The 21,478-nt window shown below is 70.4% G+C and carries 17 protein-coding genes and 2 tRNA genes; 3 read left to right on the forward strand and 16 right to left on the reverse strand.

Features of this window, described 5'->3' with window-relative positions:
* Window positions 1–5: 5 nt before the first annotated feature.
* The 6 genes from JO379_RS17095 to JO379_RS17120 all read right to left on the reverse strand — a co-directional run bounded on the left by JO379_RS17095 (window position 6) and on the right by JO379_RS17120 (window position 4,939).
* The gene (locus JO379_RS17095) at window positions 6–260 is read right to left on the reverse strand and encodes an acyl carrier protein (RefSeq protein ID WP_130878599.1); all 255 of its coding nucleotides are present in this window, start codon (window positions 258–260) and stop codon (window positions 6–8) included.
* A complete protein-coding gene (locus tag JO379_RS17100) occupies window positions 241–1,779 on the reverse strand; it encodes a class I adenylate-forming enzyme family protein (protein ID WP_209515616.1) in 1,539 nt (512 codons plus the stop codon). Before JO379_RS17100 ends, JO379_RS17095 begins: the two co-directional genes overlap by 20 nt.
* Window positions 1,766–2,716, reverse strand: a complete 951-nt coding sequence (locus JO379_RS17105) for an ACP S-malonyltransferase (protein WP_209515619.1) — start codon at window positions 2,714–2,716, stop codon at window positions 1,766–1,768. The genes JO379_RS17100 and JO379_RS17105 overlap by 14 nt, the downstream gene beginning before the upstream one ends.
* Window positions 2,717–2,896: 180 nt before the next feature.
* Window positions 2,897–3,688: an ABC transporter permease gene (locus tag JO379_RS17110; RefSeq protein WP_130878596.1), complete on the reverse strand. Its 792-nt coding sequence runs from the start codon at window positions 3,686–3,688 to the stop codon at window positions 2,897–2,899.
* On the reverse strand, window positions 3,685–4,644 hold the full coding sequence (locus JO379_RS17115; RefSeq protein ID WP_130878595.1) for an ABC transporter ATP-binding protein: 960 nt from the start codon (window positions 4,642–4,644) through the stop codon (window positions 3,685–3,687). Before JO379_RS17115 ends, JO379_RS17110 begins: the two co-directional genes overlap by 4 nt.
* 222 nt (window positions 4,645–4,866) lie before the next feature.
* A tRNA-Ala gene (locus JO379_RS17120) sits at window positions 4,867–4,939 on the reverse strand.
* Window positions 4,940–5,058: 119 nt separating this feature from the next.
* Between JO379_RS17120 and JO379_RS17125 the strand changes: the two genes are divergently transcribed.
* Together JO379_RS17125 and JO379_RS17130 are read left to right on the forward strand one after the other, a co-directional pair.
* Complete coding sequence (locus JO379_RS17125; protein WP_130878594.1) at window positions 5,059–5,604, forward strand: helix-turn-helix domain-containing protein; 546 nt, start codon at window positions 5,059–5,061, stop codon at window positions 5,602–5,604.
* Window positions 5,605–5,655: 51 nt separating this feature from the next.
* Window positions 5,656–6,957, forward strand: coding sequence for a serine/threonine-protein kinase (locus JO379_RS17130; protein ID WP_209515624.1), 1,302 nt, complete (start codon window positions 5,656–5,658; stop codon window positions 6,955–6,957).
* A 120-nt stretch (window positions 6,958–7,077) separates the two neighbouring features.
* Here the strand turns inward: JO379_RS17130 and JO379_RS17135 are convergent, their stop codons facing one another.
* The 10 genes from JO379_RS17135 to dnaA form a co-directional block, all read right to left on the reverse strand.
* Entirely contained in the window at window positions 7,078–7,212 is a 135-nt protein-coding gene (locus JO379_RS17135) for a DLW-39 family protein (RefSeq protein WP_003958712.1), read from the reverse strand.
* A gap of 215 nt (window positions 7,213–7,427) precedes the next feature.
* Window positions 7,428–7,501: transfer RNA gene (locus tag JO379_RS17140), tRNA-Ile, on the reverse strand.
* Between the two features lie 71 nt (window positions 7,502–7,572).
* Complete coding sequence (locus JO379_RS17145; RefSeq protein ID WP_209518730.1) at window positions 7,573–8,226, reverse strand: DUF3566 domain-containing protein; 654 nt, start codon at window positions 8,224–8,226, stop codon at window positions 7,573–7,575.
* 381 nt (window positions 8,227–8,607) lie between these two features.
* On the reverse strand, window positions 8,608–11,253 hold the full coding sequence (gyrA, locus tag JO379_RS17150) for a DNA gyrase subunit A (protein ID WP_130878592.1): 2,646 nt from the start codon (window positions 11,251–11,253) through the stop codon (window positions 8,608–8,610).
* Between the two features lie 51 nt (window positions 11,254–11,304).
* The gene (gene gyrB, locus JO379_RS17155; RefSeq protein ID WP_495276342.1) at window positions 11,305–13,329 is read right to left on the reverse strand and encodes a DNA topoisomerase (ATP-hydrolyzing) subunit B; all 2,025 of its coding nucleotides are present in this window, start codon (window positions 13,327–13,329) and stop codon (window positions 11,305–11,307) included.
* Window positions 13,330–13,864: 535 nt separating this feature from the next.
* Window positions 13,865–14,431: a DciA family protein gene (locus JO379_RS17160; RefSeq protein WP_130878590.1), complete on the reverse strand. Its 567-nt coding sequence runs from the start codon at window positions 14,429–14,431 to the stop codon at window positions 13,865–13,867.
* Entirely contained in the window at window positions 14,428–15,552 is a 1,125-nt protein-coding gene (gene recF / locus JO379_RS17165; RefSeq protein ID WP_130878589.1) for a DNA replication/repair protein RecF, read from the reverse strand. Before recF ends, JO379_RS17160 begins: the two co-directional genes overlap by 4 nt.
* Window positions 15,553–15,582: 30 nt before the next feature.
* Window positions 15,583–16,461, reverse strand: a complete 879-nt coding sequence (gnd, locus tag JO379_RS17170; RefSeq protein ID WP_209518731.1) for a phosphogluconate dehydrogenase (NAD(+)-dependent, decarboxylating) — start codon at window positions 16,459–16,461, stop codon at window positions 15,583–15,585.
* A gap of 222 nt (window positions 16,462–16,683) precedes the next feature.
* Window positions 16,684–17,814, reverse strand: coding sequence for a DNA polymerase III subunit beta (dnaN, locus tag JO379_RS17175; RefSeq protein WP_130878588.1), 1,131 nt, complete (start codon window positions 17,812–17,814; stop codon window positions 16,684–16,686).
* Between the two features lie 1,073 nt (window positions 17,815–18,887).
* Entirely contained in the window at window positions 18,888–20,876 is a 1,989-nt protein-coding gene (gene dnaA, locus JO379_RS17180; RefSeq protein WP_209515627.1) for a chromosomal replication initiator protein DnaA, read from the reverse strand.
* Window positions 20,877–21,323: 447 nt separating this feature from the next.
* Between dnaA and rpmH the strand changes: the two genes are divergently transcribed.
* Window positions 21,324–21,461, forward strand: coding sequence for a 50S ribosomal protein L34 (gene rpmH / locus JO379_RS17185; protein WP_030059672.1), 138 nt, complete (start codon window positions 21,324–21,326; stop codon window positions 21,459–21,461).
* Window positions 21,462–21,478 lie beyond the last annotated feature (17 nt).

The following is a 21,478-nucleotide window of genomic DNA, read 5'->3' on the forward strand; positions in this document are numbered from 1 at the left end:
GGCGGTCAACTCCCCGCCGTGTCGGACGCCTTGGCCGACAGGTGCTCGTGCACGATCTTCAGCAGACCGGCCGACGAGGTGAGCGAGAAGTCGGCGAGCGCGTCGGGGTCCAGCTCGATGCCGAACCGGTCCTCGACGGCCATCACCAGGGCGACGGTGTGCAGCGAGTCCACGCCGAGGTCCACGAGCGGCGCTTCGGAGTCGATGACCCGCACGGCGCAGATCTCCTCGACGAGCTGGTCAAACTGCGACTGGTTCATGGGCGTTCCTCGTGGGTGCGGTGGTGTCGGTGGCCTGGTCGGCGGTGGCCCGGTCGGCGTGGGCCTCGGCGATGAGCAGCCGGGCGACGGCCGCGCGGTCGGGCTTGCCGTTGGCCGTCAGCGGCACGGTGTCGAGCGGGACGATCGAGTCGGGGAGGCGGGCCGCGTCCAGGTGCCGGGCGAGGGCGGTGCGTACCTCGTGCGGGCTGAGGGCCGTCTGCACGGCGAGCAGCAGCGGCTCGTCCTCCCCGGCGGGGCGGGGGGCGACGGCGGCGTACACGCCGGGGACGCGCTCGGCGGCGTGCTCGAGCTCGGACAGGCCCATCCGTACGCCGCGCCGCTTGATCATGTCGTCGTCGCGGCCGACGAAGTACAGCAGCCCGTCGGCGTCGAGCCGGCCATGGTCGCCGGTGTGCAGTTCCAGCGAGCCGTCCGCGCGGCGCACGTACCGGTCCTGCCGCTCCAGCGGGATCCCCCAGTACCCGGCCATCACGGTCTCGCCCCATACGACGATCTCGCCGACCTCGCCCGGCGGCAGGGTCCGCCGGTCCGGCCCGATGATCCGTATGTGGTCACCGGGGATGGCCCGGCCCACCGAGTCGGGGTGGTCCGCGTACAGGGCGGGGTCGAGCACCGAGATCCGCTTGCACTCGGTCATTCCGTACATGGAGGCGAAGACGGAGCCGGGGAAGGCGTCGAGCAGTTCGCCCATCACGGCGCGGCTGGGCCGGGCGCCGGTGTTGGTGAACAGCCGGACCTTCGTGGGACGGCGCAGCTTCTTCTGGAGCAGCGTGAGGATCTGCGCGAGCGAGGGCACGAGCGGGACGACGGTGACGCCGTGGCGATCGACGGCCCGCATCAGGGCGAGGTCGCCGCCCCGGTCGGCGAGGACCAGGGTGGAGCCGGTGAGCGCGCACAGCAGGGCCTGGTAGAGCCCGTAGTCGAAGGAGAGCGGCAGCCGGCAGAGCACCACGTCGTCGGCGCGGTAGCCGAGGCGGTCGTTGACGGCGCGGACGGCCGCGAGGATCTGCCGGTGGGGGCAGACGACGCCCTTGGGGCGGCCGGTGGTGCCGGAGGTGTAGATCAGCAGGGCGACCGCGTCGTCCGCCACCTCGGCGGCGGCACAGTCGGCGGGTGCCTGCTCGATTTCCCGCGCGGCCCGTTCCACCTCGACGGTGGCCCGGGCGGCCGCGCCCGCGGCGGGCGGGCAGATCGCGAGGGCGGCCGTGCAGTCCCGCACGATGTGCTCTACCTGGTCATCGGTCAGGTCGGGGTGGACGGGGACGAACACGGCCCCGATGCGGAACGCGGCCCACAGCAGGGCGAGGAAGGTGCGGTCGCCGGGGCCCGCGTGGACGATCCGGTCCCCCGCGCACACCCCCTGGCTGCGCAGCCAGCCGGCGGCCCGGTCGGCCCGGTCACCCAGCTCGGCGTAGGTCAGCGGCCCGTCGGCGTCGATGAGCGCGACGTGCCCGGGGCGCTCGGCGCGGGCCCGTGCGAACAGGTCAGACACCTGCATGGACGAGGTCCTCCTTCCGGGGGGCGGCGGCGTCGAGCCGGGCGCGCGTCCTGTCGAGGTCGCGGGGCGCGGTGACGCAGACGACGGCGAGCTGGGGCAGTTGGCGCTTGAGGATGCCCGCGAGGGTGCGGGCGGGCGGCAGACAGACCGTCACCTCGGGCGCGATCCTGCCGAGCGTGTCCAGGCACAGGTCCCAGCGCACCGGCCTGACCACCTGCTCGACGAGGCGGCGGCCGATGTCGTCCGGCTCGCTGACGACGGTGCCGTCGGCGTTCGACAGGAGCACCCCGGCCGGCCGCAGGAACGGGATCCGCTCGGCCGCCACCGCGACGGCCTGCCGCGCGGACTCCATGTACGGGGTGTGGAAGGCGCCCGCGACCGGGAGCGGCTTGACCGTGGCGGAGGGCGGCGGGGCGGCGGCGAGCCGCTCCAGGTCCGTCACGGCTCCGGCCGCGACGATCTGGCCGGGGCCGTTGAAGGTGGCCGCGTACAGGCCGAGTTCGGCGATGCGGTCGAGGACGGCCGCCTCGTCGCCGCCGACCACGGCCGCCATCGAGGTGGGGGCCTCGGCGCAGGCGGCGGCCATGGCCCGGCCCCGCACCGCGGCGAGGCGCACGGCGTCGGCGGGGTCGAGCGCCCCGGCGTACACCGCTGCGGTCAGCTCCCCGACGGAGTGCCCGGCGGCCACCACCGGCCCGGCGCCCTCGGCCGAGCTGAGCGCCTCGTGGGCGAGGAGCCCGGCGGCGACCAGCAGCGGCTGGGCGTTTTCGGTACGGGCGATCTCGGCGGCCGGCGCCTTGCTGCCGAGGTGCGCGAGATCCACGTCGGCGGCCTCGGACCAGGCCCGCAGCCGCTCGGCGTGCGCCGGGTCGCGCAGCCAGCCGGCCAGCATGCCCGGGGTCTGGGAGCCCTGCCCCGGCACCACGAATGCGTACATGAGTTCGAACCTCCTTGTGTCAGGTGTCATCGACCGGTGCGGGGGCCCGGTGTCGGGGAACGGGAAGGGCGAAGAGGGGGCGAAGAGGGGCGAAGAGGGGCGAAGAGGGGGGTGAGGCCGGTCCGGCGGATCCTCGTGGATCAGCGAGCGCGTGAGCCGCGAAGAGCCGCCGGACAGGCGCTAGTTGCGGCCGGTGCTCTTGCGGAACCGGCGGACGGCCATGAAGGAGAAGGCCGCGAACCAGGCGACGGTGTTGACCACGGCCATCGCGAGGCTGGAGTGCTCGCCGCTGAAGGAGTAGCCCTCGGTCAGGCTGTAGCGGGCGAGCGTGGAGACGCCGAACATCGGCGAGTAGCGGGAGATCTCCAGCATGGTCCCGGACAGCGGGATGAAGAGGTTGCCGAGGAACGCGAGCGCCGTCATGGTCAGGCCCGGCATGTGCATCACGGTCTCGGGCTTGAGGGCGAGCCCCAGTGTGATGCCGAGCGCGGCGAAGACGGCGGCGCCGAGCCACGCCACCAGCAGCGACGTCACCCACACCGTGGCGGTGGCCTCCACGCCGGTGAACGCGCCGAGCACGCCGACGATACTCACGGGCACCGCCGCCATCAGCACGGAGCACAGCACCTTCACGAAGAGGTAGCCGGGCGGCGCGAGCGGGGTGAGCGCCATCGTGCGCATCCAGCCGGACGCCTTCTCCACGGAGATGGTGGCCGCGGAGCTGACGGCCGCGGTCGCCGCTCCGTACACGGCGATGCCGGTCATCATCCAGGCCGCGAAGTTGCCGTGCGGCAGCGTGGCCTGATCGGGCGCGGTGCGGAACAGCGCCAGGTACAGCACGGCCGGCAGCAGCAGCGTGAAGATCGTGGTCTGCCGGTTGAAGCGGCGGCGCAGTTCGTAGCCGATGAAGACGGCGTTGACGCCGCTGAACGGCGAGGTCCGTGCCCCGTGGGTGGTGGAGGCGGCGCTCATCGGGTGCCCTCCTCGACGGTACGGCTCTGGTGGGTGATGGTCATGAAGGCCTCTTCGAGGCTGCGCGGGGTGACCTCGATCTCGGCGGCGGAGGTCCGCTCGACCAGCAGGCGCAGCAGCGCGTCGGAGTCGGTGGTGTCGAAGTGGTACCGGCCGCCGCGCAGCGCGCACGACCGCACCAGCGGTGACTGGGCGAGGGCGGTGGCGGTCGGCTCGTCGATCCGCGCCGACACCGTGCGCCCGCTGAGCGCGGACCGCACCTCGGACACCGATCCGTCGGCGACGACGCGACCGCGGTCGATCATCACCACCCGGTCGGCGAACCGGTCCGCCTCCTCCATGTAGTGCGTGGCGAACATGACCGTCATCCCGCGCCCGGCGTCCTCGCGGACCGTGGCCCAGAAATCCCGGCGTGCGACGACGTCCATGCCGGCCGTCGGCTCGTCGAGGACCAGCAGCTCGGGCCCGGAGAGCAGGGCGAGGGCGAACCGCAGCCGCTGCTGCTCACCGCCGGAGCACTCCACGACGCGGCGGCCGCGCAGCCCGTCGAGTCCGGCCCGCACCAGCACCGCGTCCGCGTCGGAGCCCGGGTGCAGCGAACCGAGCATCCGCACGGTGGCCTCGACGGTCAGATCGGGCAGCAGCCCGCCCGTCTGGAGCACCGCGGCGACCTGCCCGGAGCGCACCGCCTGCTGCGGCTCGCGCCCGAACAGCTCCACCGAGCCCTCGTCGGGCCGGGTCAGCCCGAGCAGCATGTCGATGGTGGTCGTCTTGCCGGCGCCGTTCGGTCCGAGGAACGCCACGATCTCGCCGCGCCGGATGCGCAGATCGATGCCGTCGACGGCGCTGAAACGTTCTCCCTTGGCATCGGTGAACCGCTTCACGACCGAGCTGAGCCGGACGGCATCCGGGGACGTCACCTCCTCGGACACCGGGCGCGAACGGGCTGTGATCATTTCGAGTCCTCACCATTCCAACGGGGTTGCCTGGCGAGAACCACTCTTCCCGGGCCGTCTATCGGCCCCTGCCCGGCCGGCTATCCGGCGGCTATCGGGGCGCGGAGGCCGTCTCCCTGGCCGATGGGCCCACGAGGGGCCCACGCTGGGCCCGACAGCACGCCGAAAACGGCACAAAAAGACCCCCTGGCCGCGTTTCCGCAGGCCAGGGGGTTTATCGAGTGGAGCCTAGGAGAGTCGAACTCCTGACATCCGCCATGCAAAGACGGCGCTCTACCAACTGAGCTAAGGCCCCTTCGCCGATCAGGATACCCGGTGCCGGCGCTCTTTCCCGACCGGGTATCGCCGGGGCCTACCGGTCTCCGTAGGATGCACCGCAAGATTCGCGGCAGCGAAGCGAAGGGGAGAGCGCAGATGGACGCAGCACAGCAGGAAGCCACCGCCCGTGCACGGGAGCTACAGCGCAGCTGGTACGGGGAGCCTTTGGGGGCGCTCTTCCGCCGTCTCATCGACGATCTCGGCCTGAACCAGGCCCGCCTCGCGTCCGTCCTCGGCCTGTCCGCGCCCATGCTCTCGCAGCTGATGAGCGGTCAGCGGGCGAAGATCGGCAACCCCGCGGTGGTCCAGCGGGTGCAGGCGCTGCAGGAGCTCTCCAGCCAGGTCGCGGACGGCAGCGTGAGCGCCGCCGAGGCCGCCGAGCGCATGGAGGAGGTCAAGAAGACCTCCGGCGGATCGGTCCTCAACTCCACCCAGACGACGGCCAGCAGCGGTGCGCCGACCGTCCGCCGGGTGGTGCGCGAGATCCAGTCGCTGCTGCGCTCCGTGGCCGGCGCCGGGGACATCATCGACGCCGCCGGCACGCTCGCCCCCACCCACCCCGAACTCGCCGAGTTCCTCCGCGTCTACGGCGCGGGACGGACCGCCGAAGCCGTCGCCCACTACGAGGCCCACCAGAGCTGACCGTGCCGGGGGTGGGACCGATCGGGGCTGGGGCGGGGGCGAAACGGCGCGATGGGTGAGGTCTTCGCCGGTCGGTACGAGCTGGTGGACCCGATCGGACGCGGCGGTGTGGGGGCCGTGTGGCGGGCGTGGGACCAGCGACGACGGCGGTATGTGGCGGCGAAGGTACTTCAGCAGAGCGACGCCCACACGCTGCTGAGATTCGTCCGGGAACAGGCGCTGCGGATCGACCATCCCCATGTGCTGGCGCCGATGAGCTGGGCGGCGGACGACGACAAGGTGCTGTTCACCATGGACGTGGTGAGCGGTGGCTCGCTCGCCCATCTCATCGGTGATTACGGCCCGTTGCCGCCGCGGTTCGTGTGCGTACTGCTCGACCAATTGCTGTCCGGGCTGACGGCGGTGCACGCGGAGGGCGTGGTGCACCGGGACATCAAACCGGCCAATATCCTCCTGGAGGCGACCGGGACGGGACGTCCGCATTTGCGGCTCTCCGATTTCGGGATCGCCATGCGCAAGGGTGAGCCGCGGCTGACGGACACCAACTATGTGATGGGCACGCCCGGTTACTTCGCGCCGGAGCAAATGCTCGGCGAGGAGCCGGATTTCCCGGCCGACCTCTTCGCCGTCGGCCTGGTGACCCTGTATCTCATCACGGGCCGCAAACCCGACGCCGAGGCGCTCGTACGACGCTTCACCGAGCACGGCACGCCGAACGCGCCCGAGGACGTGCCGGAGCCGCTCTGGCAGGTGGTCGCGAATCTGCTGCAACCCGATCCGTACGCGCGCTTCCGCACCGCCACGGGGGCCCGGAAGGCCCTCGCGGCCGCGGTGGAGCTGCTGCCCGAACCCGGACCCGACGAAGAGCCCATCGAGGTCTTCGACCAGCTCGGCCCGCTGCCGCCGGGCTTCGGCCCGAACGGGCCCTGCCCGGGCCGGGATCCGGCCCCCGACGCCGACGGGGAAGGACCCGCGGCAGCCCCTGCGGAGCCCGATCCGGAATCCGGTGCGGAGGCCGGTCCGGAAGCCAGGCAGGAATCCGGCCCGGGCCCCGGCGCGGGATCGGATGCGGCATCCCGGCCGCAGCCCCTTTCCGAGCCCCGCTCGGAGCCGCGCCCCGCGGCCCTGGCGCCCCCTCCGCCCGCCTATCCCCCCACCCGGCCCTACACCGCCCCGCAGCCGCTCCCGCGGCCCGTTCCCCCGCCTGCCGGCCGCCCCGGCGGCGGGGCGGCCCCCGCACCCGCAGCAGGGCGGCCGAAGCGATCGGGACCGCCCCCGAAGGTGGCGGTCCCGGTGGTGGTCTTCGCGCTGCTCTGCCTGGCGGTCGGCATCTGGGCGCTCATGGTCAGCTGATTCACTTTCGCAATCATTTTATTTGCGATAGCGAATATCTGGCGGGTCGCGGGGAGGACGGCGAAAGACAACGGGGCCCGGCCGCTTCAGCGGCCGGGCCCCGTTGAGGACTCGTTTGTCTCACACACCCGAACCTGCGGGCACGGAGTCGGTCGCCTCCGTCCACAGATCCTGCTCGGCGCGATCCGCCTGGATCTGGCGGTACACGAGGAGTCCGCCGATGGCGGCCAGTGCGACCAGGAGCAGCTTCTTCACCGCGCGACCTCGTCTTTCCTTGACGTAAGGGGACCTCTGGGGGCCGATGATACACACCGGCCGATACCGATCGGTTACCTGTGCCGAAGCCTTGCCGGGTCCGTTGTGACCTGAAACACCATCCCCCGCACCGGGGCCGGACGGCCTCAACTCCCCCTCCGGGGAAAACAGATCGGCCCGGGCGGAGAATTCTCCGTCCGGGCCGATCGTGCCGGTGGGGCTAACAGGACTTGAACCTGTGGCCTCTTCCTTATCAGGGAAGCGCTCTAACCGTCTGAGCTATAGCCCCGCGCTGCACCGAAAGATTAGCGCACCTTGGGCCCAGTCCCAAAATCGGCCGGGCCCAGGTCCGGGCGGACGTTATTCGTCGTCCGCGAGCGTCAGCTCCACGCCGCCGACGAAGCCGGCGGAGAGGTTGTAGATAAAGGCGCCCAGCGTCGCCAGGGCGGTCGCCAGGACCACGTTGATGACCGCGATCACGGAGGTGAAGAGCAGGACGCGAGGCAGCGACAGGAAGGACTGGAGGTCGAAGCCGCCGCCCTCGCTGGAGTCCGTGGCGTCGCTGATCGTGCCGCCGACGGCCGAGAAGACGCCCATGGCGTCCATGACGCCCCACAGCACCCCGGCCGCCACGATCGTGCAGATGCCCAGCGCGATCGAGAGCAGGAAGCTGACCTTCATCACCGACCACGGGTCGGCCTTGGCCACCCGCAGCCGTGCCTTGCGCGTACGCGGCGCCGGACGGGGCGCGGAGCGCTGCTGCGGCACCGAAGCGCCGGCCTGCGGCCCGGCGGGCCGCTCGGCCTTCACAGCGGCTCTGGCGGCCTTGCCGGCGCCCTTGGGGGCGGCGCCCCGGGAAGCGGAGCCCTTGGGGGCCGGCGCGGCCCCTTCGGAGCCCGCAGCGGCGCCCGGGGCAGAAGCGGAAGCAGAAACGGAAGCAGAAGCAGAACGCTCCGCGGGAGGCTCGTAGGCCTTCGGCGGGTGGTAGGGCTTCGGCTCCTTGGTGTCCGTCACAGGGCCCCCCTCGGCCTCGGCGATGGTGCCGCCCTCGGCAGCAGGCGTCTCCCCGGCCTTGGCGGCGGTGCCGGCGTCCTTGGCAGCGGTGTCAGCGGTGGTGTCAGCAGGCTTGGTGGCCGCTTCGGCACCCTTGCTCGCGGCCTCGGCGGCGTCGGCACCCTTCTTGGCCGCGGCATCAGCGCCCTTGGGGGCGGTGTCAGCCCCCTTGGCCGCGGTGCTCGCGTCCTTGGGGGCGGGGACGGTCTTGCCCTTGGCCCCGGAGGTTTCCGCGGATACGCCGGAGCCACGGGCGCCGGCTTTATCGGTTGCGGGTCCGGCGGGACTGCGCCGCTTGGCACCCGCACCGCCTGCCGCGGCGCCCGTGGCTCGACTCACGAATTACTCCTCGGTGTCCTCGGCCGGGGGCTCCGTGCCCTCGGCCACCTCGGGCCCGTCGCCTGCGGCTGCGTCGGCCAACTCTTCGACCTCTTCAGCCTCGCGACCGGCCTCGGCGTTCCTGGCGATACCCACGACGGCATCGCGCTTGCCCAAGTTGATCAGCTGGACGCCCATGGTGTCACGGCCCGTTTCCCTGACCTCGTTGACCCGGGTGCGGATGACACCGCCCCCGAGCGTGATGGCCAGGATCTCGTCGGTCTCCTCGACCACCAGGGCGCCGACCAGCGAGCCACGATCCTCCACGATCTTGGCGGCCTTGATACCGAGGCCACCTCGACCCTGAACGCGGTACTCGTCGACGTTCGTCCGCTTCGCGTATCCACCGTCGGTGGCGGTGAAGACGAAAGTACCGGCACGGACGACGTTCATCGAGAGCAGCTCGTCACCCTCACGGAAGCTCATGCCCTTGACGCCGGAGGTGGCACGGCCCATCGGGCGCAGCGCCTCGTCCGTGGCGGTGAAGCGGATCGACTGGGCCTTCTTGCTGACCAGCAGCAGATCGTCCTCGGCGGAGACCAGCTCCGCGCCGATCAGCTCGTCCTCGACGCCGCTGTCCGTCTCCCGGAGGTTGATCGCGATGACACCGCCGGAGCGGGGCGAGTCGTAGTCCTTGAGCGGGGTCTTCTTCACCAGACCGGACTTGGTGGCCAGCACCAGGTACGGCGCGACGTCGTAGTCGCGGACGGCGAGGATCTGGGCGATCTTCTCGTCCGGCTGGAAGGCCAGCAGGTTCGCCACGTGCTGACCGCGCGCGTCCCGGCCGGCGTCCGGCAGCTCGTACGCCTTGGCGCGGTAGACCCGGCCCTTGTTGGTGAAGAAGAGCAGCCAGTGGTGCGTGGTGGAGACGAAGAAGTGGTCGACGATGTCGTCCTGCTTCAGCTTCGTGCCCCGGACGCCCTTGCCGCCGCGCTTCTGCGAGCGGTAGTCCTCGGTCTTGGTGCGCTTGACGTAGCCACCGTTGGTGATGGTGACGACGATGTCCTCCTCGGCGATCAGGTCCTCGATGGACATGTCACCGTCGAAGGGGATCAGCTTGGAGCGCCGGTCGTCGCCGAACTTCTCGACGATCGCGTTGAGTTCCTCGCTGATGATCATCCGCTGCCGCTCGGGCGAGGCGAGGATCGCGTTGTACTCGTTGATCTTCGCCTGGAGCTCGTCGTGCTCGGCGGTGATCTTCTGGTGCTCCAGGGCCGCCAGACGACGCAGCTGCATCTCCAGGATCGCGTTCGCCTGGATCTCGTCGATCTCCAGCAGGCCCATCAGGCCCTCGCGCGCGATCTCGACCGTGTTGCTGCGCCGGATCAGCGCGATGACCTCGTCGATCGCGTCGAGCGCCTTGAGCAGACCGCGCAGGATGTGGGCGCGCTCCTCGGCCTTGCGCAGCCGGAAGCGGGTGCGCCGGACGATGACCTCGACCTGGTGGGTGACCCAGTTGCGGATGAAGGCGTCGATCGAGAGGGTGCGCGGCACCCCGTCGACGAGCGCCAGCATGTTCGCGCCGAAGTTCGTCTGGAGGTCGGTGTGCTTGTAGAGGTTGTTGAGCACGACCTTGGCGACGGCGTCGCGCTTGAGCACGACGACCAGACGCTGACCCGTACGGGAGGACGTCTCGTCGCGGACGTCGGCGATGCCGCCGACCTTGCCGTCCTTCACCAGGTCGGCGATCTTCTGCGCGAGGTTGTCCGGGTTGACCTGGTAGGGCAGCTCGGTGACGACCAGGCACTGACGGCCCTGGATCTCCTCGACGGCGACGACCGCGCGCATGGTGATCGAGCCACGGCCGGTGCGGTAGGCCTCCTCGATGCCCTTGCGGCCGACCACGAGGGCGCCGGTCGGGAAGTCGGGGCCCTTGATCCGCTCGATGAGCGCCTCGAGCAGCTCCTCGGAGGTCGCCTCGGGGTTCGCCAGGAACCACTGGGCGCCCTCGGCCACCTCGCGCAGGTTGTGCGGCGGGATGTTGGTGGCCATACCGACCGCGATGCCCGCCGAGCCGTTGATCAGCAGGTTCGGGAAGCGGGCCGGCAGGACCGTCGGCTCCTGGTTGCGGCCGTCGTAGTTGTCCTGGAAGTCGACGGTCTCCTCGTCGATGTCCCGGAGCATCTCCATCGACAGCGGCATCATCTTGCACTCGGTGTACCGCATGGCGGCGGCCGGGTCGTTGCCCGGGGAACCGAAGTTGCCGTTGGAGTCCACCAGCGGCATGCGCATCGACCAGTGCTGGGCGAGGCGCACGAGGGCGTCGTAGATCGAGGAGTCGCCGTGCGGGTGGTACGTACCCATGACGTCACCGACGACGCGGGCGCACTTGTAGAAGCCCTTCTCGGGCCGGTAGCCGCCGTCGTACATCGCGTAGAGCACCCGGCGGTGGACCGGCTTGAGGCCGTCCCGCACATCGGGGAGCGCACGCGAGACGATCACGCTCATCGCGTAGTCGAGGTACGAGCGCTGCATCTCCGTCTCGAGCCCGACGGGCTCGACGCGCATCCCCACGCCCTCCAGGGGGGCGGCAGCGCCCTCGGGCGTCACCTCGGGGATCACGGGGGCGGGGGCAGGGGAGGCAGGGGTATCGGGAGTCTCGTCGGCCATTGCTGTTCAAAGTCCTTTCGCGCTGCGGCTGTTTCTCGTGGGCCGACAGGCTCAGATGTCGAGGAAGCGGACGTCCTTGGCGTTGCGCTGGATGAAGGAGCGCCGTGCCTCGACGTCCTCGCCCATGAGCACCGAGAACAGGTCGTCCGCCTGGGCCGCGTCGTCCAGGGTGACCTGGCCGAGCACGCGGTGGTCGACGTCCATGGTGGTGATGCGCAGCTCCTCGGCGTTCATCTCGCCGAGACCCTTGAAGCGCTGGACCGAGTCGTCCTTGATCCGCTTGCCGTTCTCCCGGCCGAGCTGGATGAGCGCGTCGCGCTCGCGGTCGGAGTAGGCGTACTCGAAGTCGTCCCGGCCCCACTTGATCTTGTACAGCGGGGGGCGCGAGAGATAGACGTGCCCGGCCTCGACCAGCGGCCGCATGAAGCGGAAGAGGAAGGTGAGCAGCAGGGTGTTGATGTGCTGGCCGTCGACGTCGGCGTCCGCCATCAGAATGATCTTGTGATAGCGGAGCTTCGAGATGTCGAAGTCCTCGTGCACACCGGTGCCGAAGGCGGAGATCAGCGCCTGGACCTCGGTGTTCTGCAGGATCTTGTCGATCCGTGCCTTCTCCACGTTGAGGATCTTGCCGCGGATCGGGAGGATCGCCTGGTACTGCGGGTTGCGGCCGGACTTGGCCGAGCCGCCGGCGGAGTCACCCTCGACGATGAAGATCTCGCACTTGGTCGGGTCGTTGGACTGGCAGTCGCTGAGCTTGCCCGGCAGCGACGCCGACTCCAGCAGCCCCTTGCGGCGGGTCAGATCACGGGCCTTGCGGGCCGCCACACGGGCGGTCGCGGCCTGGATCGACTTGCGGATGATGTCCGCGGCCTCGTTGGGGTTGCGGTCGAGCCAGTCCGTGAGGTGCTCGTGGGCGACCTTCTGGACGAAGGTCTTCGCCTCGGTGTTGCCGAGCTTCGTCTTCGTCTGGCCCTCGAACTGCGGCTCGCCGAGCTTGATCGAGATGATCGCGGTCAGACCCTCGCGGATGTCCTCACCCGTGAGGTTGTCGTCCTTCTCGCGGAGCAGCTTCTTCTCGCGGGCGTACCGGTTGATCAGACCGGTCAGCGCGGCGCGGAAGCCCTCCTCGTGGGTGCCGCCCTCGTGGGTGTGGATGGTGTTCGCGAAGCTGTAGACACCCTCGCTGTACTGGCTGTTCCACTGCATCGCGATCTCGAGGGAGAGCATGCGCTCCTTGTCCTCGGCCTCGATGTCGATGACGGTGGGGTGGATCAGCTCGCCCTTGCGCGAGTTGAGGTACTTCACGAAGTCGACGATGCCGCCCTCGTAGTGGTAGTCCACCGCCAGCGGCTTGCCCTCTTCGTCGACGTGGTCCGCGCGGGTGTCCGTCAGCGAGATGCGCAGGCCCTTGTTGAGGAACGCCATCTCCTGGAAGCGCCGCGAGAGCGTCTCGAAGGAGTACTCGGTGGTCTCGAAGATGTCGCCGTCGGCCCAGAAGGTGACGGAGGTGCCGTGCTCGTCCGTGGCCTCGTGCTGGGCCAGCGGAGCCGTCGGGACGCCCAGCTTGTAGTCCTGCGTCCAGCGGTAGCCGTCGGTCTTGACCTCGACGGCGACGCGCGTCGACAGGGCGTTGACGACGGAGACGCCGACGCCGTGCAGACCACCGGAGACCGCGTAACCGCCGCCGCCGAACTTGCCGCCCGCGTGCAGCACCGTCAGTACGACCTCGACGGCCGGCTTCCCCTCGGAGGGGACGATGCCCACCGGGATGCCACGGCCGTTGTCGACGACGCGCACGCCGCCGTCGGGCAGGATCGTCACGTCGATGGTGTCCGCGTGACCGGCGAGCGCCTCGTCGACCGAGTTGTCCACGACCTCGTACACAAGGTGGTGGAGACCGCGCTCACCGGTGGAGCCGATGTACATACCGGGCCGCTTGCGGACCGCGTCCAAGCCCTCCAGAACGGTGATCGCGCTGGCGTCGTACGACACCGTCTCACCGCCGGGGGCGCCCGCTGGGGCGCCCTCGTTCTGAGAAGGGGTGGTGTTCTCGTTGGGGTTGCCGGAATCGGCCACGAAGCGCCCTTTCTGGCACAGCACAGGCCTTCCCCTGCCTGCGGCGGGGAGACCCCACCCTGGGCAGGCAGGAGAGGCTGCGTCGTTCTGCGTTGGTCGGCATGTCCCGCGAGCCGGCGGGATTGCTACCAGTCTACCGGTAGCGCTGACATGAATGGGGGTTTGGCGGTGCCTGAGTCCGCATGTGCCGCCCTGAACCGGCATCAGCCGACTCCCTATATGGGCCCTGGGGCTCCAAGAGGCTCACGGCGGCACTCAGCGCTTCCGAGTGTCAACCACCCGCTACCGTGAGCGCAGTCTCAGGTGGGGGTGCGGCGGTTGGGCCGTGGACCGGCGGGGACGGCATCCCCTGGACACCGCTCGTCCCGCCCGATATCAGGGGCCTCAAGCGTCAACGCGGACGTCAATGCGGCTCGCCGCCCCACCCGTCCGGGCGGCGGCGGTCGGCGGCTGGAATCCAGCGGGTCCGGCAGTGGCCGGACAGGGGTTCGGCAGCGGTTCGGCTGCGGTTCGACGGGTCCCGTCAGCGGTCCGGTCAGCCGTACGTGTCGCCCGGGCCGGTGCTCCCGGGGGCGCGCAGCGGCCCGTACCGGCGAGCGGGGCCGCCCGGCCCCAGAACCTTGATCATTTTGACCGTGCCCTGTCCCAGATCGGCGTTGAGCCGGGCCACCAGCTGCGGGGCCAGCAGCCGCAGCTGCGTCGCCCAGGCCGTCGAGTCGCACTGCACGGTCAGCACCCGGGCGTCCTCGTCGTACTTCTGCGGCTCGCAGTGCAGGGCCACCTCCGGGCCGACCATCTGCGGCCAGCGGCCCATCACCCCGCCCACCGCCGCGGGCGTCTCCCAGCCCCGCTCGGTGATCAGCCGGTTGATGGCGGCGCCCAGCGACAGCGGGTCCCGCCCGTCGGCGCGGGCGCCGGAGCGCAGGCCCCCGCGGCGCGCCTGCTTCTTCTGCTGGGCCGCGTTGCCCCGGGCCCGGGCCTGCTCCTTGGCGGCGCGCAGCGCCACCCGCGCCAGATCGACGCCGGAGTGCTCGGGTGTCTTCGGCTGCCCCGGTGCCGCTTCCCCCGCCGTTCCCGGCGTCCGGGGCTGCTGCTCGCTCATACCCGCTCGACCGAACCTTCCGAGACCGCGTACCGCGCGCCCACCAGGACACCCGGCACGTCGTCGTCCACCGCTGCCGTCACCAGCACCTGCTCGCCCTGGGCGACCAGCTCGGCCAGCCGCTCCCGGCGTCTGGAGTCCAGCTCCGCGAAGACGTCGTCCAGTACCAGGATGGGCTCATTGCCCTCGGAGCGCAGCAGCTCGTACGAGGCCAGCCGCAGCGCCAGCGCGTACGACCAGGATTCGCCGTGGCTCGCGTAGCCCTTGGCGGGCAGCTGCCCCAGGCGCAGCAGCAGATCGTCGCGATGCGGGCCGACGAGCGTCACGCCGCGCTCTATCTCCTGCTTGCGGGACTCGGCGAGCGCGGCGAGCAGCACCTCGTACAGCTCCTCGCGGGTGTGCGCGCCCTCGCCGCCGGCCGGGCCGCGGTAGTCGAACGCGACCGGTCCGCCACCGGGCGCCAGCTGCTCGTACGCCTTGTCGGCGAGCGGGCGCAGGGTGGTGATCAGGTCGAACCGCTGGGCCAGCAGTTCCCCGCCGACCCGGGCGAGGTGCTGGTCCCAGATGTCGAGCGTGGAGAGGTCCAGCCCGCGGCCGCCGTGCCGGCGGGCCATGGCCGCGGACTTCAGCAGGGTGTTGCGCTGCTTGAGGACGCGCTCGTAGTCGGAGCGCACGCCCGCCATGCGCGGGGAGCGCGCGGTGATCAGCTCGTCGAGGAAGCGGCGGCGCTCGCCGGGGTCGCCCTTGACCAGGGCGAGGTCCTCGGGCGCGAACAGCACCGTGCGCACAATGCCGAGCACGTCACGGGGTCTGACCTGCGAGGATCGATTGATGCGGGCGCGGTTGGCCTTGCCCGGGTTCAGCTCCAGCTCGATCAGCTGCTGCCGCTCGCCCTGGGTGACGGCGGCCCGGATGATGGCCCGCTCGGCCCCCATCCGCACCAGCGGCGCGTCGGAGGAGACCCGGTGGCTGCCGAGGGTCGCCAGATAGCCGACGGCCTCGACGAGATTCGTCTTGCCCTGACCGTTGGGCCCCACGAAAGCGGTGACGCCCGGGTCGAGCGGGACCTCGACCCGGGCGTACGAGCGGAAGTCGGCCAGCGACAGATGCGATACGTGCATGGTGGCGTGCCGACCTCCCCCGGCTACCGCTTACTTCTTGTTCTCGACCGCGTGGCCGCCGAACTGGTTGCGCAGCGCGGCGATCATCTTCATCTGCGGGGAGTCGTCCTGGCGGGACGCGAAACGGGCGAAGAGCGACGCGGTGATCGCGGGCAGCGGCACCGCGTTGTCGATCGCGGCCTCCACCGTCCAGCGGCCCTCGCCGGAGTCCTGCGCGAAGCCGCGCAGCTGGTCCAGGTGCTCGTCGTCGTCCAGGGCGCGGACGGCCAGGTCGAGCAGCCAGGAGCGGATGACCGTGCCCTCCTGCCAGTTGCGGAAGACCTCGCGCACGTCGGTGACGGAGTCCACCGCCTCCAGCAGCTCCCAGCCCTCGGCGAAGGCCTGCATCATCGCGTACTCGATGCCGTTGTGGACCATCTTGGCGAAGTGGCCAGCGCCGACCTTGCCCGCGTGGACGGCGCCGAGGTCGCCCGCCGGCTTGAGCGCGTCGAAGATCGGCTGGGCCTTCGCCACGTCCTCGGCGTCGCCGCCGTACATCAGGGCGTAGCCGTTCTCCAGACCCCAGACACCGCCGGAGACGCCGCAGTCCAGGAAGCCGATGCCCTTGGCGCGGAGCTCCTCGGCGTGCTTCTCGTCGTCCGTCCAGCGGGAGTTCCCGCCGTCGATGACGACGTCGCCGGGCGACAGCAGCTCGCCGAGCTCATCGATGGTGGACTGGGTCGCGGCACCGGCCGGCACCATGACCCAGACGACGCGGGGACCCTTCAGCGAATCCACAAGCTCCTTGAGGCTGTGGACATCCGCGAGGTCCGCGTTGCGGTCGTATCCGATGACGGTGTGGCCTGCGCGGCGAATGCGCTCGCGCATGTTGCCGCCCATCTTGCCGAGACCGACGAGACCGAGCTCCATCATGATCCTCTATGCCGTAGTCGTTGCGTTTCGTACCTGACCTGAGCCCGAGCCTACGCCCGAGGGTCCGTGCACACCTGTGGGCTCAGCCGCTCACCGGATGAAGCGGGCCGGTGGCGACGGCAGACCCGTCGCCACCGGCCCGAAAAGCATCCGCTCAGCCGCCCCGGCGTGCCGCCGGCGTGGGCCACTGCGCCGGGCCCGTCAGCCGGCTGATCCGGCTCAGCCGGAAAGCCGCACCGGCATGATCAGGTACTTGTACGCCTCGTCCGCCTCGGCGTCCAGCGCGGGCTTGCCGCTGAGCAGCGCCGGCTTGGTGGAGGTGGTGAAGGACAGCTGGGCGACCGGGGAGTCGATCGCGGACAGGCCTTCGAGCAGGAAGCCCGGGTTGAAGGCGATCGAGATGTCGTCGCCGTCGAGCTGTGCGTCGACCCGCTCCACAGCCTGTGCATCGTCGCTGGAACCGGCTTCCAGGATCAGTACGCCCTGCTCGAAGCTGAGCCGCACCGGGGTGTTCCGCTCGGCGACGAGGGCCACGCGCTTGACGGCCTCGACGAAGGGCGCCGTCTCGATCACCGCGACGGAGTTGAACTCGGTCGGGAAGAGCGTGCGGTACTTCGGCAGGTCGCCCTCGAGCAGCCGCGTGGTCGTACGGCGACCGGCGCCCTCGAAGCCGATGAGGCCCTCGCCCGCGCCGGAGCCGGACAGGGCGATCGAGACCGTGTCGCCGCCGCTGAGGGACTTGGCGGTGTCGAGCAGCGTCTTGGCGGGCACCAGGGCGACGGCGGAGATGTCCGGGGTCTCGGGCTTCCACATGAACTCGCGGACCGCGAAGCGGTAGCGGTCGGTGGAGGCCAGGGTGACGGTGTCGCCCTCGATCTCGATCCGCACACCCGTGAGCACCGGCAGGGTGTCGTCACGGCCGGCCGCGATGGCGACCTGGGCGGCGGCGGAGGCGAAGACCTCACCCGGGACGGTGCCCGTGGCGGTCGGCATCTGCGGCAGCGCCGGGTATTCCTCCACAGGCAGGGTGTGGAGTGTGAATCGCGAGGAGCCGCAGACGACGGTGACCCGCACGCCGTCGGTGGAGATCTCCACAGGCCTGTTGGGAAGTGCGCGGCAGATGTCGGCGAGCAGCCGGCCGGAGACGAGGACGGTGCCGTCCTCCTCCACATCCGCCTCGACCGAGACGCGGGCCGAGACCTCGTAGTCGAAGCCGGAGAGGCTCAGGGAGCCCTCCTCCGCCTTCAGCAGCAGGCCCGCGAGGACGGGCACCGGCGGACGGGCCGGGAGGCTGCGGGCCGCCCAGGCCACTGCCTCCGCGAGTACATCGCGCTCCACCCGGATCTTCACCGGAACCGCCTCCTGCTTGTTGCTGGCTCGCCCTGCTGGCGTCGTTCGTCGGCTGAGTTGCCGGAGACCAGTCTGACGCACGCCACCGACAGTCGGTGCGGCTCGGGGTCAAGTCGAGCCGAGGGCCGTGCCACGGTCCGCGGCCGAGTTGTGCACAGGACCCACTTCGAAACCAGTTCCCCGCTAGATCTCTGTGGTCGTAGTAGTAGGGCCTGTGGAAACGGTGGAAAACTGCCTTTGCGCAGGTCAGCACCGATTTTTTGTCCACCGGGCCTGTGGGTGGAGGCGGTGGATAAACGGGGTCATCTGTGGACCGCGGAAAGTTCTGCACACCCGGTGCACAGGCAGGGCCCACTTCTCCCCAGGGCCGTCCCCAGTTTTACCCACGTTCCCCACAGCCCAACCCGGCACCTTGGTGTGACGCCTTTCACTCGGCGCGGTGACCTCGGGCGTTTCGTTGCCGAACAGTGGACAGGGGTGTGGAAACCCTGTGTACAACATTGATCTTCCTGTGGGCGGCCGGTGGACAACGAACCGGGTCCCTGTGGGTGATCTCGTCGTCCACAGGCTGTGGAATCCCGTCGGCCACAAATCCACACCCCTCTGACCTCCCCTGATGGCCTATCAACAGGGCTGCCTGTGGACATCATCTGGATAACTCATGAGTCCCCAGGGTGTGGACGCCGGGTCGGGGGCGAATCTGTGGAGAACCGGCACCCGGGAGTCCGTATTCGAACAGATCGAGCGGCCCGGGCCGTCCCCGGACGCCGTCCACAAGGCCTCCGAAGGGCTTCCGGCACGGCGAAACGGCGCTCCGGGCACCGCGCGACGGGGTCCTGGGAGGCGATTTCCGGGTGCGTCGGCGTTCGGCTGAGGGCGTCTGACAGAACTCCTCACCGCACTTCCGCACAGAACCTTCACCGCTGGGCGCCCGACTGGCACCCGGTGGGCCCCCTCGGCTCACGTGCTTCCGACCGCTCCCCGACGCCCGCGACAGCGCGAAGGGCCCGCTGACGGCCCCGTAGATGCCTACGGGCACGTCAGCGGGCCCTCGTTGCGGCTGTGGCTGTCGGTCAGCCGTTCTTGATGCGGTTGGTCAGCTCGGTGACCTGGTTGTAGATCGAGCGCCGCTCGGCCATGAGCGCGCGGATCTTGCGGTCCGCGTGCATCACGGTCGTGTGGTCACGGCCGCCGAACTGCGCGCCGATCTTCGGCAGCGACAGATCCGTCAGCTCCCGGCAGAGGTACATCGCGATCTGCCGCGCCGTCACCAGCACCCGGCTGCGCGAGGCTCCGCACAGGTCCTCGACCGTGTGCCCGAAGTAATCGGCGGTCGCGGCCATGATGGCGGGGGCCGTGATCTCCGGTGAGGCGTCCTCGCCGCCCGGGATCAGGTCCTTGAGGACGATCTCGGTGAGCCCCAGGTCGACGGGCTGCCGGTTGAGGCTCGCGAAGGCGGTGACGCGGATCAGCGCCCCCTCCAGCTCCCGGATGTTGCGCGAGATCCGGGAGGCGATGAACTCCAGCACCTCCGGCGGGGCGTTCAGCTGCTCCTGCACGGCCTTCTTGCGGAGGATCGCGATCCGGGTCTCCAGCTCGGGGGGCTGGACGTCCGTGATCAGGCCCCACTCGAAGCGGTTGCGGAGCCGGTCCTCCAGGGTCACCAGCTGCTTGGGCGGCCGGTCCGAGGACAGCACGATCTGCTTGTTGGCGTTGTGGAGGGTGTTGAAGGTGTGGAAGAACTCCTCCTGCGTCGACTCCTTGCTCGCGAGGAACTGGATGTCGTCGACCAGCAGGATGTCCATGTCGCGGTAGCGCTTGCGGAACGCGTCCGCCTTGCCGTCGCGGATGGAGTTGATGAACTCGTTGGTGAACTCCTCGGAGCTCACATAGCGCACCCGCGTGCCCGGGTAGAGGCTGCGCGCGTAGTGCCCGATGGCGTGCAGCAGGTGGGTCTTGCCCAGCCCGGACTCCCCGTAGATGAACAGGGGGTTGTACGCCTTGGCCGGCGCCTCGGCCACGGCCACCGCGGCCGCGTGCGCGAAGCGGTTGGACGCGCCGATGACGAAGGTGTCGAAGAGGTACTTCGGATTCAGCCGCGCGGTCGGCTCGCCGGAGCCCGACGCGGGCGCGGGCTGGGCGGAGAGCGGACCGGGCTTGGGCGGGCCGCCCTGGCCGCCGCGGGAGTGGCTGTCGGGCAGCTCACGGCGCTGCGGCTCGTACGGGCGCTCGGGCGCGCCGGAGCGGTAGTCCGACTGCTGCTCGTACGACGACTGCTGCTGCTCGTAGGGGGACGGGGAGTGCTGCTGGCCGTGCTGCGAGGCGTACGGGTCGCGCTCGGCCTCCTGGAAACCGCCGAGCCGCGGCTGCTGCCAGCCGTAGTCGCCGCGGTCCTGCGCCGGCGGGCCGGGCGGGGCCGAGTGGCGCGGCCAGGCGCCCGGGTCGCTCCGCTGCTGCTGGTAGTCCGGGTAGGCGGGCCGGACGGACGGCAGCTCATCGGCGGGGGACTGACGGCCGTAGCTCTCCCGGCCGTCGTAGCCGCCGCCATGGTTGTCGTAGTTCTCGTAGGAATCACGACCGTCACGGCTGTCACGGCTGTCACGACCGTCCCGTCCATCACGGGTGTCCCGGCCGTCGTACGCGTCGCGGACGCGGTCCGCGGAGTCGTCGTAGCGCGACTGCTGCCGGTCCTGCCGGTCCTGCCGGTCCTGCCGGTCCTGCCGGTCCTGGTGCTGCTGGTGCTGGGGGGCCGGTGCCTGGGCGGGCGGCTCGCCGGCGGAGTCGTCGACCGTGATCGCGATCCGGATGGGACGGCCGCACTCACGGCTGAGGGTCTCGCTGACGATCGGGGCGAGACGGCCCTCGAGGACGCCCTTGGCGAATTCATTGGGCACGGCGAGCAGCGCGGTGTCGGCCACCAGCGCGAGCGGCTGGCACCGCTTGATCCAGTGCTCGTCCTTGCTCTCCACGCCTCCCTGGCCGCCTTGGCCCCGCCCCTCACCGAGGAGCTGTTCGAGCACGCGCGGCCACACTGCGGCAAGATCGGCAGGCAGGTCAGCCACAGGGCACGCTCTCTCAGTCACTGGGGGCGCCCCTGGAGTCCCACGAATGTGTGGTTCTCGGGACGGGCGGGAAGGATTCGGAGTTCAGTCACGGTAGTCAGGGCGAGGTGCGTGGTTCAAGTCGTTGTCCACAGGGTGTGTACAAATGTGCCATGAGGAGGGGCCTCGCGCGGCATGTGGCCTGTCTGGCGGGCATCCGGCCCGCGGGAGGCTACGGTGTATCCCTGGTGCGCTGCCGGTTTGACCGGATGGCGTAACCGCGCGTACCGTGACCAGGTCGAGTTGTCGATGGCTGCTGCCGCCTGCCTCCGATGGGCAAGGGCCGCGTTCTTATCGGGATCGTGGTCATGAAGCGGTGCACTTGGGCGTATTGCGAGCTTCTCGTGGGCGCACGGTGACAGCCAGGCGGTGTCCCGCCATCACACGATTCATTTCTGGAGCCCCCGAGTGAGCAAGCGCACCTTCCAGCCGAACAACCGCCGCCGCGCGAAGACCCACGGTTTCCGCCTGCGCATGCGTACCCGTGCCGGCCGCGCGATCCTCGCGGCTCGCCGTGGCAAGGGTCGCGCAAGCCTGTCGGCCTGATCAGCCTGACGTCAAGG

This window comes from Streptomyces syringium (assembly GCF_017876625.1).
Taxonomy (GTDB): Bacteria; Actinomycetota; Actinomycetes; order Streptomycetales; family Streptomycetaceae; genus Streptomyces; species Streptomyces syringius.

Coding starts and splice junctions, on each gene's coding strand:
- JO379_RS17095 (WP_130878599.1), bottom strand. CDS start 260: ATGAACCAGTCGCAGTTTGACCAGCTCGTCGAGGAGATCTGCGCCGTG.
- JO379_RS17100 (WP_209515616.1), bottom strand. CDS start 1,779: ATGCAGGTGTCTGACCTGTTCGCACGGGCCCGCGCCGAGCGCCCCGGG.
- JO379_RS17105 (WP_209515619.1), bottom strand. CDS start 2,716: ATGTACGCATTCGTGGTGCCGGGGCAGGGCTCCCAGACCCCGGGCATG.
- JO379_RS17110 (WP_130878596.1), bottom strand. CDS start 3,688: ATGAGCGCCGCCTCCACCACCCACGGGGCACGGACCTCGCCGTTCAGC.
- JO379_RS17115 (WP_130878595.1), bottom strand. CDS start 4,644: ATGATCACAGCCCGTTCGCGCCCGGTGTCCGAGGAGGTGACGTCCCCG.
- JO379_RS17125 (WP_130878594.1), top strand. CDS start 5,059: ATGGACGCAGCACAGCAGGAAGCCACCGCCCGTGCACGGGAGCTACAG.
- JO379_RS17130 (WP_209515624.1), top strand. CDS start 5,656: ATGGGTGAGGTCTTCGCCGGTCGGTACGAGCTGGTGGACCCGATCGGA.
- gyrA (WP_130878592.1), bottom strand. CDS start 11,253: ATGGCCGACGAGACTCCCGATACCCCTGCCTCCCCTGCCCCCGCCCCC.
- JO379_RS17160 (WP_130878590.1), bottom strand. CDS start 14,431: ATGAGCGAGCAGCAGCCCCGGACGCCGGGAACGGCGGGGGAAGCGGCA.
- recF (WP_130878589.1), bottom strand. CDS start 15,552: ATGCACGTATCGCATCTGTCGCTGGCCGACTTCCGCTCGTACGCCCGG.
- gnd (WP_209518731.1), bottom strand. CDS start 16,461: ATGGAGCTCGGTCTCGTCGGTCTCGGCAAGATGGGCGGCAACATGCGC.